Here is a 15,575-nt window from a genome sequence, read left to right as displayed (position 1 = left end):
GGCATCTGGCGGAAGCCGCCCGGCAATCGATACCGTGCAGAAGACAATTGTGAACTTTCAACACTTAAGCTAAAGCGGTGTTCAGGCCTGCTGCGGGGAACTGGCGGGCACGCATTTGGATCGATGTGTCGGGGGCTAAAATGGCTGCGCAAGAGATAGGCCGCACGGCGGCGTTTGGACTGACCCTTCTGTTGGGCCTCGCGGCCGCCGGCCCGGTCGTGGCCCAGGACGCAGAGCCATTGCCCACCCGCGACCATCTACAACTCGGCGTGGGCATGTTCGACGTCTTCGATCAAGAGCACGAAGCGGTCGATTTTGGGGCCATCTACCGGCCGGGCGTTCGCTATTTGACGATGGACGCTGAGCCCGGCGACATCTGGCGCGGTGTCGGCCCGCAGATCGGCGCCCGCATCAACACCGATGGCGGCGCCTTAGGCCACGTTGGCCTGTACCTCGACATTCGGCCATTCGAGAACATCGTGATCTGGCCGGGCACCAACGTCGCCGTCTGGGAAGAGGGTGATAGCCGGGATTTGGGCGGTACGTTGGAGTTCATGAGCGAACTCTACGTCGGCTACCGGCTGCCGTGGGACGATCTGGTCGGCGTCTCGCTGCAACACGTCTCGAACGCCCACCTCCACGACGAAAATCCCGGATCCGATAGCCTGATGGCCACCTACACCGTTAGCTTCGGCCCGCTGTTCGCGGAATAACCTCCCCTTTTCCGAACACAGGCTCATCTTATTCCTACTTCGCACCCGCCAGATGCAGTTCGCGGGTGGCCGAAGGGTCGGCGAGCACCAAGCGCCAGTCTTCCGCGCTGAGCGCGTTGAGCCCATCGCGGCAGGCACGCGCGAACGCATCCTTGAGCGCCGGGTTGGGCGGACTCGGCCGGTCGGAATGCGGGATCATCGCGATGTGGACGGCGTTCAGCCACGGATCCGCGATCGCTTGCGCCAGACCAGGCCGCTCCAGGCCCGGCGTCCCCGCAACTAAGGCGGCACAACGCGCAAGCACGTCCGGCTTCTCGCATTCCTCGGCCGTTGTCAGCAACGCCCGGCGCTGCAGCCAGGCGCCCGCGTCCGCCTGCCCCATCATGTAGGACAACGGTACGGACACCAGCAGACCCAACACGACCGGCGATAGCCACCAGAACAGCGTCGGCGCGTAAATCCCCGTACTGATGGCCAACACGACGCCCAGCAGCGTCGGCACCCTGTGCGCCCGCCAGCATTCTCCCCAGGAAACCCGGTCGGCATCGCGTTGCTGGGCAGACCATTTCACTGCGCGGCCGGCCAGCACCTCCACCACAAAACGGGCGTGCATCACCATCATCACCGGCGCCGCCAACGCGGACAGCACGACCTCCAGCACGAGCCCGGCGAACAGCCGCCCAAAACCGGCGTGGCTGCGCCGCAAGGTGCGGTCGAAGCCGACCAGGAGAACGCCCATCAGCTTGGGCCCAAGCAGCAATACCACAGCCAGCGCAAGTAGGCTGACCACCTCCGTCTCCTGAGCGACCACCGCGAGCATGTCGATGCCAAACGGGCCAATCGGCTGCGTCGTGACCTCCGCCACGGCCGAAATCCGCTCCCAGAAGTCGGAGCTGCTCGCCTCGATGATCGTCAGCGTGACGAACACCACCCATAGCGGGGCGGACAGGAAGCTCATGATCCCGACCAGCAGGTTGACCCGGCTCATCCAATGCAGCCGGCGGGCGAACAGCACGCGCAAGTGCTGCATGTTGCCCTGGCACCACCGCCGGTCGCGGCTCAGGGATTCCAGCATGTTGGGCGGCGCTTCCTCGTAGCTGCCGCCCAGGTCGGGCGCAATCCGCACCGCCCAGCCGCCACGCACCAGAAGCGCGGCCTCGACGAAATCGTGGCTCAGGATGTCGCCGCCCAGCGGCGGCTTGCCGCTCAGTTTGGGCAGGCCGCAGCACTGCGTGAAGGCGTCAACGCGGATGATCGCATTGTGGCCCCAATAGGTGCTGCCCCGGCCCGAGACCCAGCCGAGCCCCGCCACCACCAGACGACCGACCAGCGACGCTGAGAACTGCTGCAGCCGGGCGAACAGGGTACGCCCACTCACCGGCCGCGGCCACGCCTGCAGCAACGCGGTACCGGGATCGGCATCCATCCGCCGAACCATTTCGACCAGCGTGCGGCCGTCCATGACGCTGTCAGCGTCGAGCACCGCCATGTAGTCGTAGTGCCCGCCCCAGCGCCGGCAGAACTCGGCGATGTTGCCGGGCTTGCGGCCAGTATTGTCCTGCCGGCGGCGATAAAACAGCTTACCGTCGGCGTCCAGTTCACTGGTCACATGCAGCCAGCAACGCTCCTCCCAGACCCAATGCTCGGGATCGGTCGAGTCACTCAGCACATAGAAGTCGAATAGATGCAGCCCCCCGGCGGCGCGGGCGCTTTCATAGATCGCCTGCATGGCGGCGAAAACGCGGTCCGCCGGCTCGTTATAAACCGGCATCAGGACCGCGGTGCGCGCACGCCCATCGGGCGTCGCCGGAATCGCGCGGGCATCCGGTTCCGGGACGTGCTGCGCAGCCGTGCCGGTCAGTCGGCGCTGGTTCAGCCACCAAATGCCGCCCACCAAGCAGAACCAGAAGCTGGATGCGATCCACAGGATCAACACCGCGTATAGCACCACGAGGGCAATCTCGACCGCATCAAGCCCCCCAGTGCCCAACCGGTCGACCAGAACGGCCGTCCCCACAGCCCCCGTCAGCAGGATAGCGAGCGCGATCACGGCACGGCCCAGCCGGGCTGCGAGTCCGCTGGAAGGACCGTCAGCGGGGGGCGCCGCCGCCGTGATCATGCTGGCAGGGGAACTTGTCGGGTCGGTTGTCGTCATGACAGGCCTTTCGCCTGGCTGGGTGGGGTCACGCACATTGCTGGCATGCCCGCGCTTTCCAGAGCAGAAGAGATATCAGGCGAAGGCCGTGCCGGCCTTCAGCGCGCGTTTTCTCTAGCTCAGATCCTGTTCGGGCATGTCCAACGGCGCCTCTGGCGGCAGCAGCGGTGCCGGAATGCGCCGACGGCTTGCAACCGTATCGGTGTTCGCCGCGATCGGACTGTTGCGCGGATTGGGCCCGGCCATGCTGAGCGGAGTCACGCTCTGGATGGGGGCGGGGCGATACACGGGGGCCCGGCGCTGCGTCATCGCAAGCACCTTGATCTTCGCCCGCTCGCGGCGGCTGCGCGGCTCCGCCGTGCCCAACAGTCGCGCCAGATAGCGGTCCAGCGTGCGTTCGACCACACGCGGGATCAGGCGGCCGCCATCAGGCTCGCGGGCGTCGACGCGCACCTCCTTCAGCGCATCATGGCACGCGCGGTAGAGGGCACGTTGAGTTGGCCGGTCTGCCGGTGCGTAGCGCACCACCCATTCCCACAGGCGGCGATCTTCAACCTCTTCGCCGGCCGGTTCGCCGGCGGTGACGGGAAGGTGTTCTGCTGTCGTCGGTTCGAAAGCCACGGTTTGTTCCATCCCCTCTCGAGTGAGCGCTGAGCCCGCCGGCCGCCATGCCGCGCTCTCTGTCGGAGACCCCAGCGACCCCCAATCTGCCGGCCGGCCGGACCGGTGGTCTCGGCTGTACTAAACGTGGCGAGGAGCACGGAAGATGTCTTGTGGCGAGTCCGTGTTATTCCTGCCACAGCCCAGGAAACTGCGAATTCAGGCGACCTCCGGGCGTATCTAGCAGGTACGCCCAGAGCCCCTCCGCGCACCATCCCTGTCACAAGGTATCCGTTTATCTACACAGCATTGCCCGTTCCAACGGGGTAGAAAGCTGCCACGCCAGGGCAAAACCCGAAAACTGTCACCTCTTTTGCGTGACTCCCGCCCACACACATACCGTGAGCGCCTGCGTCTCATTGCCGCGCCACGGCCATCGGACGCAATCGGACCTCGCGGAGCTACCGGCCGGTGCCGCGCGACCGGTCCGATGACTCTTCGGCTGAGTCCTGGTCGGACTCTTCCTCGACCAGGGCTTCCGCCCAATAGGCTCCGGTCGGGGACGCCTGCACGGGGCCGATCACATAGTCTTCCTGCGCCTCCGGAGCGGCGCGACGGGTCATGCGGTAGAGCGTGAACAGGGCAATCGCCACGTGGATGGCCGCCAGATAGGCGGCAAAACCTAGGGGTCCGAAACGATCCATCAACCAGCCCACCCCGGACGGACCAAAAATCGCTCCTGCCCCGTAGGCGAGCACCAGTGTACTGCTGGCGGCGATCATCTGGCGGGGCTCCAGCCAGTCGTTCGTATAAGCCAGAAACAACGGGTACAGGCTGAGCGCAAGGCCTCCGGTTACCGCACCAGCAACGAGAAACGCGCTCAACGACCCGCTGGCGGCGAGATGTAGTCCGATTGGCGCGACCGCGCTCAGAACGGCGGTCAGCAGGATCACCTTCCGCCGATCGACCAGGTCAGACAACTTGCCGATCGGCCATTGCAAAATGGCGCCGCCCAGCACGATCGCCACCATGAACCCCGATACCCCGCCAACATCCAGACCGACGCGCCGGGCATAGACGGCCGCCATCGCCAGGATCACGCCGTTCGCGATCCCCGTAGCGAAGCAGCCGAACATGCCCAGCGGCGAAATCCGGATCAACGCGCGCACGCTGAGCGGTGAAGGCGCCGAGGCATCCGGCTGCGGGGCCGCGGTCAGCAAGATCGGAATCAGCGCGAAGGAAATCACGACGGAGCACAGGATGAACAGCGCATAGCCGTCCGGCGACGCCACGTTCAGCATCACCTGCCCGGCCCCGAGACCGAGGTAGCTGACGATCATGTAGACCGCGAGCAAACTGCCCCGCAGCGCGTTGCTGGCGCTGTCGTTCAGCCAGCTTTCCGCGACCACGTACAGCCCGGCGAAGCTGAACCCCGTGACCAGCCGCATCACCGTCCAGACGGACGGCAGCACCAGGACGCTATGAATCAGGATCGCGATCGACGCGAGCGAGGCCAGCGCGGCGAAGGTACGCACATGCCCGACCCGCCGGATCAGCTTGGGCGTTAGGATCGAACCGGCGAAGAAGCCGACGAAATAGCCCGACATCATCAGGCCTGTGACCGTCCCGCCGAAATTCTCCACGTCGGCGCGCAGGCCCAGCAGGCTGGACTGCAGCCCATTGCCCGCCAGCATCGCCGCCATACCGAACAGCAGCGCCCAGATACGCAACGCCGCACTGGCGGTCGTATCGCCGGCGCCGGGGACGGATCGTACAGCCATGGGCGGACCTGCCGGAAAACGGGTGGAGCGGATGCCCGGTCTTTACCAGCCGACACCCTCCGACGGCCAGCGTGGCATCCGGCCCCTTGAAAGGACGCATGGCGCCTGAGGATCGGCGGGCCAACCGCCCCTATAGCCTGTCCAAATAGGACAGGCCGTCCGGCTCATATTGTTGATTAATGGCATCGATCCGGTGCAGGGCCCGATCACGCGAGACCCGAAGATGGTGTTCCAGTTGCTCGGCGGCCGCGTCCGGACGGCCGCGTTCAAGCCGGTCCACGATCTCCAAATGTTCCGGCAGGAACGGTTCGCCCTCGAACAGACGCGACGTCTGGCGGTAGAGGAAGCGGTGCGCGATCAGCAAGGACTGCTGCAGATCAATCGCCTGCATCAGCGTCGGGTTATCGCAATAGCCGAGGAGCTGAACGTGCATCTCCGTCTCCAGCGCGTCCAACGTCGCGCCGGTGACCGCATTGGCATGCGTCTGCGCGTGTTCCAGATGCGCGCGCATGCTTGCCAGGAAATCCGCTGGAACGAACGGTGCCGCCTTGACCAACGCGACCGGTTCGAGCAGCCCGCGCACTTCGTAGAGTTCGCCCACATGCTTCGGCGTCAACGCCGGAGCGTACCAGCGGGAGCGTCCATCCTTGCGGATCAGGCCCTGTTGCTGCAGACGGCCCAACACTTCCCGCGTGACCGTCCGGCTGACCCGGTAGTGGCGGGCCATGGCCGCCTCGTTCACGCGCCAGCTCGCGAACGCGATGCGGGCGACGATCTCGCGCTCCACGTCGTCGTAGATGCGCGCCCAGCTGGAGGGCGGGGCCAGCCGCGTCGTCCCATCGGCGGTGGCCGCGGCGTCGGACGGCGTCCGGGCCGTCTGGACGACGCCCGGGTCAGCAGGTGCCCTGCCCGCATCCTCGATCGACAGCACGACGTAGCCCCGACCGTCGGCCTTAGCGACGAAGCCGCAGCGCGCGAGCTCCGCCAGGGCCCGGCGCGCCGGCGCGCGGCTGATACCGAATTGGCTCGCCACGCCGGCTTCGGTCAGGCGTGTGCCTTGCACAGATATCCCATCGCGGATCTGGCGGGCGAGTTCGTCGAACGCTTGCTGATACAGCCGGGGAACGGTCCCGCGTACCCGAGCTTCTCCACCGACCGTGTCGGATGGCGGATGGTTGGCCGGCATCTGTCGCCCTTGCTTGAAAGCGATCGGACGCGCGGGGCGCCGGCCAAATGCCGGGCCTATATCCCGGAAGCGAGGTAGCCACCGTCGACCCGGAGGGTGGCGCCGTTTACGAAGCGCGCCGCATCGGAGCCTAGGAAAATAGCCGCACCGACCAGCTCCGACAAGTCGCCCATCCGCTGCTGCGCGCTCCGCCGGCGCGCTTCCGCTTTGCGTTCGTCGGACATCTTTTCCCGATTCAGTTCGGTCATAAAAAAGCCGGGGGCGATCGCGTTGACGCGCAGACCGGACTGCCCCCATTCGGCAGCGAAACTTTGCGTAATCCCGGCGACCCCCCATTTGCTCGCGCCGTAGGCGGCGGCGTTGGCCCAGCCGGAGTGGGCGGCGAGCGAGGTAATGTTGATGATCGCACCGCCCCCCTGGCGCTGCATCCGCTGCGCGAAGGTGGTGCACGCGAAGAAGACACTCTTCAGGTTGGTTTCCAGGATCGTGTCGTAGTCCGCTTCCGTTAGTTCGACCGCCGGCTTGATCACCGTCGTGCCCTGGCAATTGACCAGCAGATCGATGCCCCCGTGATCCTGCCCGATCCGGTCGGCCAACGCGGTAAGTCCGTCCACCGCGCGCACGTCCGTGGCATAGGTGAGCGGCGGCGTGCCCGTGCCGCCAAGCTCGCGCGCCATCGCGTCCAGCTTGTCCTGGCTGCGGCCCGCCACCAGCACCGTGGCGCCGGCCGCCTGGTAGCCGAGTGCGATCTCCCGCCCGATCCCGCCAGTACCGCCGATGACCAGCGCCGTCCGACCGGTCAGGGCGAATTCGTCCATCGTGAACATGCCATTGCTCCCCATTTATCCTTGTCGTGCTGCAAGCATGCGGGCTCGGACCGGACCGCACCAGTCGCATCGCCGACCGGGACTGGCGTCCTATTGCTTAGCGACGCCCCGATGTATAGTGTACACATTAGACATATAACTGCGGATATCCAAACGCAGCGGCACCGAAGCGCGTGGGACAGCGCGCGGCGGACCTGGCCCGACCGGGGCCTCTGCAAAAATGGGGAGGGACGACAGGGCATGGCGGACCGGTTGGCTGGCAAGCGGGCGTTCATTACCGGCGCGGGGCAAGGCATCGGCCGCGCGATCGTGCTGGCGTTCGCGGCGGAGGGCGCGCAGGTCGTGGCGACCAGCCGCACGGAATCGAAGATGCGCGACTTGCCGGACCTCGCCCCCGGCACGAAAACCGTCGGGCTAGACGTCACGGACGGCGCGGCTGTCCATCGCACAATTGAGGCGATGGGCCCCTTCGATGTCCTGGTTAACTGCGCCGGATGGGTGCACAACGGCAGCATCCTCGACTGCCAAGCCGTGGACTGGCAGCGCAGCCTGGACCAGAACGCGACCTCGTGTTTCCACACCATTCAGGCGGCCCTGCCGGCCATGCTCGAGCGCGGCGGCGGATCGATCATCAACGTCGCCTCCGTGGCCTCATCGGTGACCGGCGTGCCGCAACGGGCGGCCTATGGGGCGAGCAAGGCCGCGGTGATCGGCCTGACCAAGGCGGTCGCCCGCGACGTCATTGCAAGCGGCGTGCGGGTCAACGCCCTGTGCCCCGGCACCACACACTCGCCGTCGCTGGAGGCGCGCATCCAGGCCAGCGACGACCCCGAGGCCGCGCGACACGCCTTCAACGCCCGGCAACCGATGGGCCGGCTCGGCCGTGTCGAGGAGATGGCCGCCGCCGCGCTCTACCTTGCAAGCGACGAAGCGGCGTTTACCACCGGTCAGGTGATGACGGTCGACGGGGGGCAGACGCTGTGACACCCCCTGCCAACGAGACATCGCATCGCGTCGCGCTGCCCGTACTTGAGCGGTTCTGCCAGGATGTGCTGAGCGCAACGGGCGCCGACGATGCCAGTGCCGAGACGGCGACCCGGGCGATGCTGCACGCCTCGCGCCTTGGGGTCGACAGTCACGGCGTCCGGCTGTTGAACCACTACGTCACCGCCATGGCCGGGGGACGGGTCAACCCGCGCCCCCAGCTTGCGTTCCACGATGGCGGTGGCGCGGTCGCGACCCTGGACGCCGATGACGCACACGGGGCGCGGGCCACCTATGCCGCCATGGCGCGTGCCGTCGACCGGGCATCGACTCAGGGGATCGGCGCGGTCGGCATCCGCAACAGCTCGCACTTCGGACCCGCCGGGGCCTATGCCATGGCCGCCGCGGACGCCGGCATGATCGGCGTCACGGTGTGCAACTCGGACAGCTTCGTGCGGCTGCATGATGGGGCGTCCCGCTTTCACGGTACCAATCCGATCGCTTGCGCCGTGCCGTTGGCCGAGCAGCGCCCCTGGCTGCTCGACATGGCGAGCAGCGCCATCCCCTATAACCGCGTCCAGCTCTACCGCAGCCTGGGCCAGGAACTGCCGGCGGAAACCTGTTCCGACGCGCACGGGGAAGACACTCGGGATCCCGACCAAGCCGAAATGCTGGCGCCGTTGGGAGGGGCCTTCGGCTTCAAGGGCGCTGGGCTCGCCGGCATGATCGAGGTGCTCAGCGCGGTGGTGACCGGCATGAACCTGAGTTTCGAGATCGCGCCCATGGGCGGGCCGGATTTCAGCACGCCCCGCGGCCTGGGAGCCTTCGTCCTCGCCCTGCGACCGGACGCATTCGTCGACCGCGCGACCTTCGACGCCGGCATGCGCCGCTACCTGAACGCGCTGCGTGCCTCGCCGGCGCGCTCGAGCGCCCGGGTCATGGCGCCGGGCGACCGGGAATGGGCCGAAGCCGACCGCCGCGATACCGCCGGCGTTCCACTGGACCCGGTCACGGCCGAAGCATTCCAGACACTTGCCCAACGGTTCGGCCTGTCGAGCCCGGTTCCCGTGGAGGGATAGTCCGGACCAGCCGGGCTGACCGGCCATCGTGCCGACAAGCGCTTGGCGCTCGAACAAGAAGCTGCCCTAAGCAGCCTTGGAGATTGGGAAGGCACCGTTCATGGAGGAACAGACATGGTCAAGACGACCCGCTGGATTGGTCCCATCTGTCTGACGCTGGGACTGACCGTCGCGGCCGCGCCGCAAGCAATGGCGCAAGACGAGACCTATACGCTGCGGTTCAATCACGTCCTGTCGCCCAAGCATCCCTTCCACGCCGGCTTTGAAAAGTGGGCCGAGCGCGTGGAGGAGCGCACCGACGGCGGCCTGCAGATGACCGTCTACCACAGCTCGCAGCTGGGCGTGGAAGAAGACATCATCGAGCAGATGCGCCAGGGCGCCAACATCGGCCAAAACACCGACGCGGCCCGCCTTGGCAACTATGTCGAGGAAATCTCCGTGGTGAACGGCCCGTACTTCGTCGAGACGCTCGACAAGGCGTACGCGCTGGCCGACTCCGAAAGCATGCAGACATGGCAGCAGACCCTGGCGGAAGACTACGGCCTGAAGGTCGTCTGCTTCGACTGGGTTCAGGGCTTCCGGCACTTCTTCACCAACCAGCCCGTGCGGGAACCCGCCGATCTGGAGGGACTACGCATCCGCACGCCGCCGGCACCGATCTGGCAGCAGTCGATCAACGCGCTGGGCGCGGAGGCGACCGCAATGAACTTTGGCGACGTCTATTCCGGCCTGCAGCAGCGGGCCATCGACGGCGCCGAACTGGTCTATCCCAACATTACGGCCGCCAATCTTAACGAGGTGTTGGACTACGCCAACGAGACCGGTCACATCCTGCTGATCAACTTCCAGGTCGTGAGTGCGGACTGGTTCGATCAGCTCCCCGAGAGCTACCAGACCGCGCTGGTCGAGGAATGCCGGGCGGCCGGCCAGGAGACCTCCAAGCACCTGCAGCAGGCCAGCCAGGAGGCCAAGCAGCAGCTTGAAGAAGCCGGCATGACGATCGTCGAGGACGTCGACAAGGAGGCCTTCCGGAAGGCCGGCGAGGCCGCGTACGAGGCCCTGGGCGTGCTCGACGCCAAGAACCAGGTTCAGGAAGAAATCGGCAAGTAGCCGGTTGATGCCCATCCCGATGGTCAGCCCGGCGAAGCAGGCAATGCGTCGTTTCTACGCCGCCCTCGTCAAGGTCGAGGCGCTTCTCGCCGGGCTGTTCCTGATCCTCATGGTCGCCCTGATCTTCGCTGGCGGCGTGGCACGCATGCTGCAAGCGCCGCAGAACTGGACCATCGACCTGGCGTCCTGCCTGTTCGCGTGGGCGTGCTTCCTATGCGCGGATATCGCTTGGCGGAACGACGCACTGATGTCGATCCACCTGGTGACCGAGCGGGTACCGCGCCGCATGCAGCGTGTTCTGCTGTACCTGAACTACGCGATCATAACCGGTTTCCTGGGGTACGTGGTCTACGCCGGCACCTGGCTGGCGTGGGTCAGTCGCGCGCGCAGTTTCCAGGGTATCCCCGGGGTCAGCTACTCATGGGTCACCTCCAGCCTGGCGGTCGGCGGGCTGCTGCTTCTGGTCACGACCGTTTTAAAGATCCGGCGCGCGCTCCAGAATGACGGGCTGCTGCGCCCGGATCCGGCGGATGCGGGTTCGTAATACGCCATGTTGATCGTCACGCTCGCCTTCGTCGTCCTGCTTCTGATGGGCATGCCGGTCGCCTTTGCCATCGGGGTGTCAGGCAGCCTGTTCTTTTTGCAGCACCCCGGTCTGCCATTCACCATCCCGGTGCAGGAAACGATCTCGCAGACGCAGAACTTCGCGCTCCTGGCCGTGCCGATGTTCATCATGGCCGGCAACCTGTTGAACCGCTCCGGAATCACGTCCCGGCTGCTGGACCTGGCGACGGTTTTGACCGGCCGGTTGAAGGGCGGATTGGCCCAGGTGTCGGTGGTGCTGTCGGCGCTCACCGGCGGCGTGTCCGGATCGGCGATCGCGGACGCAGCGATGCAGTCGCGGCTAATCGGCACGGAAATGATCCGCCGCGGCTTTGCCCGCGGCTTCACCGCAGGCGTGCTGTCGTTCGGCTCGGTGCTGACGCCGATCATCCCGCCGGGGATCGGCATGATCCTTTACGGCACCATCGGCCAAGTATCGATCGGGCGACTATTCGCCGCAGGGTTCGTGCCGGCCTTCCTGCTCTGGGCCGCTCTGGCGTCGTCGATCTGGCTGACCGCCCGCCGGCGCGGCTACCAGCCGGAACGCACCGAGCGGGCGAGCCTGGGCGAGCTGGGCACCAGCCTGCGCCGGGGGATCTGGGCGCTACTGTTCCCGGTATTCCTACTGTTGGGGCTGCGCACCGGCGTCTTCACCCCCTCCGAGATCGGGGCCTTCGCGGTCGTGTACGCGTTGATCGTCGGGGTGGCGATCTATCGCGAACTCAAGCCGGGCACCTTCTTCGATGCCATGGAGAGCAGCCTGAGCGACATCGGCTCGGTGATGTTCCTGATCGCGCTCTCCGCGATCTTCAGTTACGGCATCATCTTCCAGCAGGTACCCGACCTGATCGCCGGTCTGATGCTGGGCGCGACCGAACAGCTCTACCTCGCGATCGTGGTGATCGCGATCTTCACCCTGGCGGCCGGCTTCTTCATCGATGCGACGGTCTTGATCATCATGCTGACGCCGACCTTCCTGCCAGCGATCGAGCGGCTGGGCGGCGACCCGGTCCACTTCGGCATCGTGTTCATCATCGCGGCGACCGTGGGCAACTTCACCCCGCCGGTCGGCGCCGCGATGTACGCCGTCTGCTCGATCCTCAAATGCCCGGTCGGGGATTACACCCGCGAGTCCCTGCCTTTGTTCCTGGCGATCGCGCTGACCACCCTCGCCCTGACCTTCCTGCCAGGCGTGGTCCTGTTTCTGCCGAACCTGATCTTTGGCTAAGCACAATAGAGTTACAAACGGCCCGCCAACGATAAAGACAAGCAGCGGTCCAAGCCGCGGAAGCGCGGCAAATTCTGGACGGTGGCCAGTCGCCTTCCAGCCCCGGCCCACAGATGGGGGACACCGCCGCACCCACGGGCCGACCAAACATATGTCCTGCATCAGAATGATCCTGGCCGCGGGTGAGCGCGCGTCCTCTTAGCCGAGCGCGAAACAGCCCCGGCGTTCAGGATCAAAGACAGCACTGCCAAGCGATGCGTCCGTGTATGATGAACGGCAGCATTGATCGCGTTCGCTGCTTAGCCCCAACAGCGCCTGCGCCCGGCAAAATCGTGTTCCGTAGAGTGTGTTTTCAGGCGCACCTTCAATTCATATACCGCCGCCACGGCTTGCTTCGGAGGGATTCCCCGACGCCCTCAGCTTGCTTTTGCATATTCCAGACTACATGGCTAGGAATTTTGTTTTTATTATCATGAAACAAGTATTAATATTTATTTTGATGAAGGTCTCATGTGATCTTGATCAAGGATGAGGAGTATTTACTAAAACTTAAACGAAAGATGCGCCTTCTTCTGCACACGCCATACGCGCCTAGCTGGAGAAGCATCTTGCTTTCGCAAATCAAGAAACTGCGAGTCGGTCAACGTCTCGCGCTCGCCGCTGCCATCCCATTCATCGGCCTCTTGGGAGTCCTGAGCCTCTATACCGTCGAAAATCTGAATGCCCGAACCCAGGCGCAAACCGTCTCTGCCTTCACCCAGGCGATGCCGCCTGTCAGCGATGCGGTGCACCACCTGCAACGCGAACGTGGAATGTCGGTGGGCTATACGGCGAGCGAGGGCGCGCGCTTCGGCCAGCAGTTGCGAACGCAGCGCGACACAACCGATCAGGCGCTGTCGCAGCTCCCGGAAGCGGGCGACGGGAAATTCGACGGGACGATGACGACCGTCAAAACCCGGCTGCGTGACCTTGCCGCCCTAAGACGGGATGTTGACCGGCAGATCTACGCGCCAAGCGAGGTCGCGCAACGATATACGCAGATCGTACGCAGCCTGATCGGGGTCCTACAGAATCTCCGTCGGACCACGGTCGGCACGGGCACTTCGGAGAAGACGACGGCTTACCTGGGGCTGGTCGAAGCGAAAGAGCGCGCCGGCATCCAGCGGGCGGTAGGGTCCGCCGGTTTCGCCAGCGGTTTCGATGCCAAGACGCACAGCCGGTTCCTGTCGCTGCGGGCCCGGGAAGCCGCCTATCTGGACGTGCTGCGCGCAGCAGCCGAACCCCGGTTCCAGGCACAGCTTCAGGAGATCGAGGACAGTGCCGCGGGACAGCAGGTCGCCGAACTGTCGCAGCAGGCGGTTCAAGCTGGCTATACGCACGAGACGACGGTCGACCCGCAAACCTGGTTCGCCGCCTCTTCACGCCGGATCGACGCGTTGCGCGACCTTGAGGAAGACATGGTCAATGCGCTGGCCGCCACGATGACGGCCCGCTCCGAAGCCAAAACCTGGTCGCTGATCCAGACGCTCGGCCTTGGGATCGCCTTGCTTGCGATCACCGCGGTGACGATGCATCGGGTCGTGCGGTCGGTCGTTTCCCCGCTGGGCGCGCTGACCCACGCGATCAACGCCTTGTCCCAGGGCAAGACCGATCAGGCGGTTCCGGAGACCCATCGCCAGGACGAAATCGGCGCCGTCGCCCGGGCGACGGAGGTGTTCCGGGAAGCCCTGGTGGAACAGCTAGCCCAGGAGGCGCGCGAAAAGGAACGTCAGGCCGCAGAAGCCGAACGGGCGCAACGGCTGCGCGAGCTGGTCGCCAGCTTCGAGCAAAGCGTTCAGGAGGTGGTGGACGCAGTGACCTCTTCCAGCACCGAACTGAACGCGACGGCACAGTCGCTGAGTACGATGGCCGACCGTTCCGGAAAACAGGCACAAACCGTCAGCGCGGCGGCCGAGCAAGCCTCGTCGAATGTCCAGACAGTGGCGAGCGGGGCCAGCGAGCTGTCGACCTCGGTGGATGACATCAACCAGCAAGCCGCCAATGCCTCGACAATGACCGGCGAAGCACGCCGGCAAAGCCAGACCACGGGTCAGCGGGTCGACAGCCTAAAGACCGCAGCGGATCAGATCGGTTCGGTGGTCGAGCTGATCTCCGAGATCGCCGAGCAGACCAACCTGCTCGCCCTCAACGCCACGATCGAGGCGGCCCGTGCCGGAGATGCCGGAAAGGGCTTCGCGGTGGTCGCCCACGAGGTGAAGACGCTGGCGAGCCAGACCGCCAAGGCGACCGGCCAAATCCGCGAGCAGGTGAACGAAATCCAACGCGAAACCGACCTTGCGGCGGAGGCTATCGAAACCATCGCCACAACCATCGAGCAGATCGATGAAGTTGCCCAATCGGTGGCCTCGGCGGCCGAGGAACAGGGAGCCGCGACCCGGGAAATCGCCCGCAGCGTGGAGGAAGCCGCCACCGGCACGCAGGAAGTCACCCGCAACATCAGCGGCGTCAGCGAGGCGGCCGTGGACACCGGATCGGCCGCGCACGAAGTTCTGGAGGCAGCCGATGCCCTCTCGAAGCAGTCCAATGCTTTGAAAAGCGAGGTATCCAGCTTCCTCGACAGCATCCGGGCCGCCTGAGCACCGGCTGGCACACCCGACGTCGCTGCCCCGCAACGATGCGCAGACCGGCGACCTACACCGCGCCGGTCTGCCATCTGCGAGAGCCAGACTCATCGGCAGGCCTCTGTGCCCGTCTCACGCGTGCGGTGAGGTCGCCGAGAGGGCTTTAGCGGCTTGAGACAGGTTCGTGCTGCAACGCCGCTACGAACAAAGACGCGTTGCACAGGACGGCCTGGAACGTCTCGCCGATCTTCTTCGGTGGGCTAATACTCTCGGAACGACGGTGACCCAGCGCTCAACCAAGCTCGAACCGCCTGCGGGCGTGTCGAAAATGCTAATTGCGCAAGGCCCTGCCCACCGACAGGCCGACTACACGACACGATGCCAGCAGGGCGCCACGTGCCCCCAAGGAAAAGACCAGTTTTGGCTGCTGCCAACGCCTGCATCAGCAGGATTAGTGGAGCGGGTGATGGGATTCGAACCCACGACACCTAGCTTGGGAAGCTAGTGCTCTAACCCCTGAGCTACACCCGCATCACAACTGAGAGAATTAGACGAAAGCCAGCGGACATTCAATAGCTCGCAACACGGGCTACCCTAGTCTCTAGCAATGCCCTTGTTTTCTTCCGAAACCCCTGTCGGCTCGCGCTATATTGGCCGAGTGACACGGCGATAGTTTCGACCGCCGATC

Annotated in this window: 12 protein-coding genes and 1 tRNA gene; 7 read left to right on the top strand and 6 right to left on the bottom strand. The window is 65.4% G+C overall.

Annotation, left to right across the window (positions count from 1 at the left end):
• Positions 1-140 precede the first annotated feature (140 nt).
• Complete coding sequence (locus RHOSA_RS0104785; RefSeq protein WP_027287780.1) at positions 141-713, top strand: acyloxyacyl hydrolase; 573 nt, start codon at positions 141-143, stop codon at positions 711-713.
• Between the two features lie 34 nt (positions 714-747).
• Here the strand turns inward: RHOSA_RS0104785 and mdoH are convergent, their stop codons facing one another.
• The 5 genes from mdoH to RHOSA_RS0104760 all read right to left on the bottom strand — a co-directional run bounded on the left by mdoH (position 748) and on the right by RHOSA_RS0104760 (position 7,262).
• Complete coding sequence (gene mdoH / locus RHOSA_RS20515; protein ID WP_081728474.1) at positions 748-2,868, bottom strand: glucans biosynthesis glucosyltransferase MdoH; 2,121 nt, start codon at positions 2,866-2,868, stop codon at positions 748-750.
• A 114-nt stretch (positions 2,869-2,982) separates the two neighbouring features.
• On the bottom strand, positions 2,983-3,489 hold the full coding sequence (locus RHOSA_RS0104775) for a hypothetical protein (protein WP_211234258.1): 507 nt from the start codon (positions 3,487-3,489) through the stop codon (positions 2,983-2,985).
• Between the two features lie 440 nt (positions 3,490-3,929).
• Positions 3,930-5,249, bottom strand: coding sequence for an MFS transporter (locus RHOSA_RS20510; protein ID WP_051431805.1), 1,320 nt, complete (start codon positions 5,247-5,249; stop codon positions 3,930-3,932).
• A gap of 130 nt (positions 5,250-5,379) precedes the next feature.
• Entirely contained in the window at positions 5,380-6,435 is a 1,056-nt protein-coding gene (locus RHOSA_RS20505; protein ID WP_051431804.1) for a GntR family transcriptional regulator, read from the bottom strand.
• A gap of 56 nt (positions 6,436-6,491) precedes the next feature.
• A complete protein-coding gene (locus RHOSA_RS0104760; RefSeq protein WP_027287778.1) occupies positions 6,492-7,262 on the bottom strand; it encodes an SDR family NAD(P)-dependent oxidoreductase in 771 nt (256 codons plus the stop codon).
• Positions 7,263-7,502: 240 nt separating this feature from the next.
• Here RHOSA_RS0104760 and RHOSA_RS0104755 point away from each other — a divergent pair, with 240 nt between their 5' ends.
• The 6 genes from RHOSA_RS0104755 (at position 7,503) to RHOSA_RS24010 (ending at position 14,902) form a co-directional block, all read left to right on the top strand.
• Positions 7,503-8,246 carry an SDR family oxidoreductase gene (locus tag RHOSA_RS0104755; RefSeq protein ID WP_027287777.1) on the top strand — a complete coding sequence of 248 codons (744 nt, stop codon included), beginning with the start codon at positions 7,503-7,505 and terminating at the stop codon, positions 8,244-8,246.
• Positions 8,243-9,325: an Ldh family oxidoreductase gene (locus tag RHOSA_RS0104750; protein ID WP_027287776.1), complete on the top strand. Its 1,083-nt coding sequence runs from the start codon at positions 8,243-8,245 to the stop codon at positions 9,323-9,325. Before RHOSA_RS0104755 ends, RHOSA_RS0104750 begins: the two co-directional genes overlap by 4 nt.
• 114 nt (positions 9,326-9,439) lie before the next feature.
• A complete protein-coding gene (locus RHOSA_RS0104745; protein WP_027287775.1) occupies positions 9,440-10,435 on the top strand; it encodes a C4-dicarboxylate TRAP transporter substrate-binding protein in 996 nt (331 codons plus the stop codon).
• 7 nt (positions 10,436-10,442) lie between these two features.
• Positions 10,443-10,979 (top strand): TRAP transporter small permease, encoded by a 537-nt coding sequence (locus RHOSA_RS0104740; protein WP_242468883.1) that lies wholly within the window; start codon positions 10,443-10,445, stop codon positions 10,977-10,979.
• Between the two features lie 6 nt (positions 10,980-10,985).
• Positions 10,986-12,266, top strand: a complete 1,281-nt coding sequence (locus tag RHOSA_RS0104735) for a TRAP transporter large permease (protein WP_027287773.1) — start codon at positions 10,986-10,988, stop codon at positions 12,264-12,266.
• 608 nt (positions 12,267-12,874) lie between these two features.
• On the top strand, positions 12,875-14,902 hold the full coding sequence (locus RHOSA_RS24010) for a methyl-accepting chemotaxis protein (protein WP_051431803.1): 2,028 nt from the start codon (positions 12,875-12,877) through the stop codon (positions 14,900-14,902).
• Positions 14,903-15,342: 440 nt separating this feature from the next.
• On the opposite strand, the gene RHOSA_RS0104725 is transcribed toward RHOSA_RS24010, so the two are convergent.
• Positions 15,343-15,418, bottom strand: a tRNA-Gly gene (locus RHOSA_RS0104725).
• Positions 15,419-15,575: the final 157 nt, after the last annotated feature.

Source organism: Rhodovibrio salinarum DSM 9154, assembly GCF_000515255.1.
GTDB lineage: Bacteria > Pseudomonadota > Alphaproteobacteria > Kiloniellales > Rhodovibrionaceae > Rhodovibrio > Rhodovibrio salinarum.
This window is presented reverse-complemented; position numbering and strand designations above follow the sequence as displayed.

What these genes read in the sequence shown, in the direction of transcription:
- RHOSA_RS0104785 (WP_027287780.1), top strand. Translation starts at nt 141, where the DNA reads ATGGCTGCGCAAGAGATAGGCCGCACGGCGGCGTTTGGACTGACCCTT.
- mdoH (WP_081728474.1), bottom strand. Translation starts at nt 2,868, where the DNA reads ATGACGACAACCGACCCGACAAGTTCCCCTGCCAGCATGATCACGGCG.
- RHOSA_RS20510 (WP_051431805.1), bottom strand. Translation starts at nt 5,249, where the DNA reads ATGGCTGTACGATCCGTCCCCGGCGCCGGCGATACGACCGCCAGTGCG.
- RHOSA_RS20505 (WP_051431804.1), bottom strand. Translation starts at nt 6,435, where the DNA reads ATGCCGGCCAACCATCCGCCATCCGACACGGTCGGTGGAGAAGCTCGG.
- RHOSA_RS0104760 (WP_027287778.1), bottom strand. Translation starts at nt 7,262, where the DNA reads ATGTTCACGATGGACGAATTCGCCCTGACCGGTCGGACGGCGCTGGTC.
- RHOSA_RS0104755 (WP_027287777.1), top strand. Translation starts at nt 7,503, where the DNA reads ATGGCGGACCGGTTGGCTGGCAAGCGGGCGTTCATTACCGGCGCGGGG.
- RHOSA_RS0104745 (WP_027287775.1), top strand. Translation starts at nt 9,440, where the DNA reads ATGGTCAAGACGACCCGCTGGATTGGTCCCATCTGTCTGACGCTGGGA.
- RHOSA_RS0104740 (WP_242468883.1), top strand. Translation starts at nt 10,443, where the DNA reads ATGCCCATCCCGATGGTCAGCCCGGCGAAGCAGGCAATGCGTCGTTTC.
- RHOSA_RS0104735 (WP_027287773.1), top strand. Translation starts at nt 10,986, where the DNA reads ATGTTGATCGTCACGCTCGCCTTCGTCGTCCTGCTTCTGATGGGCATG.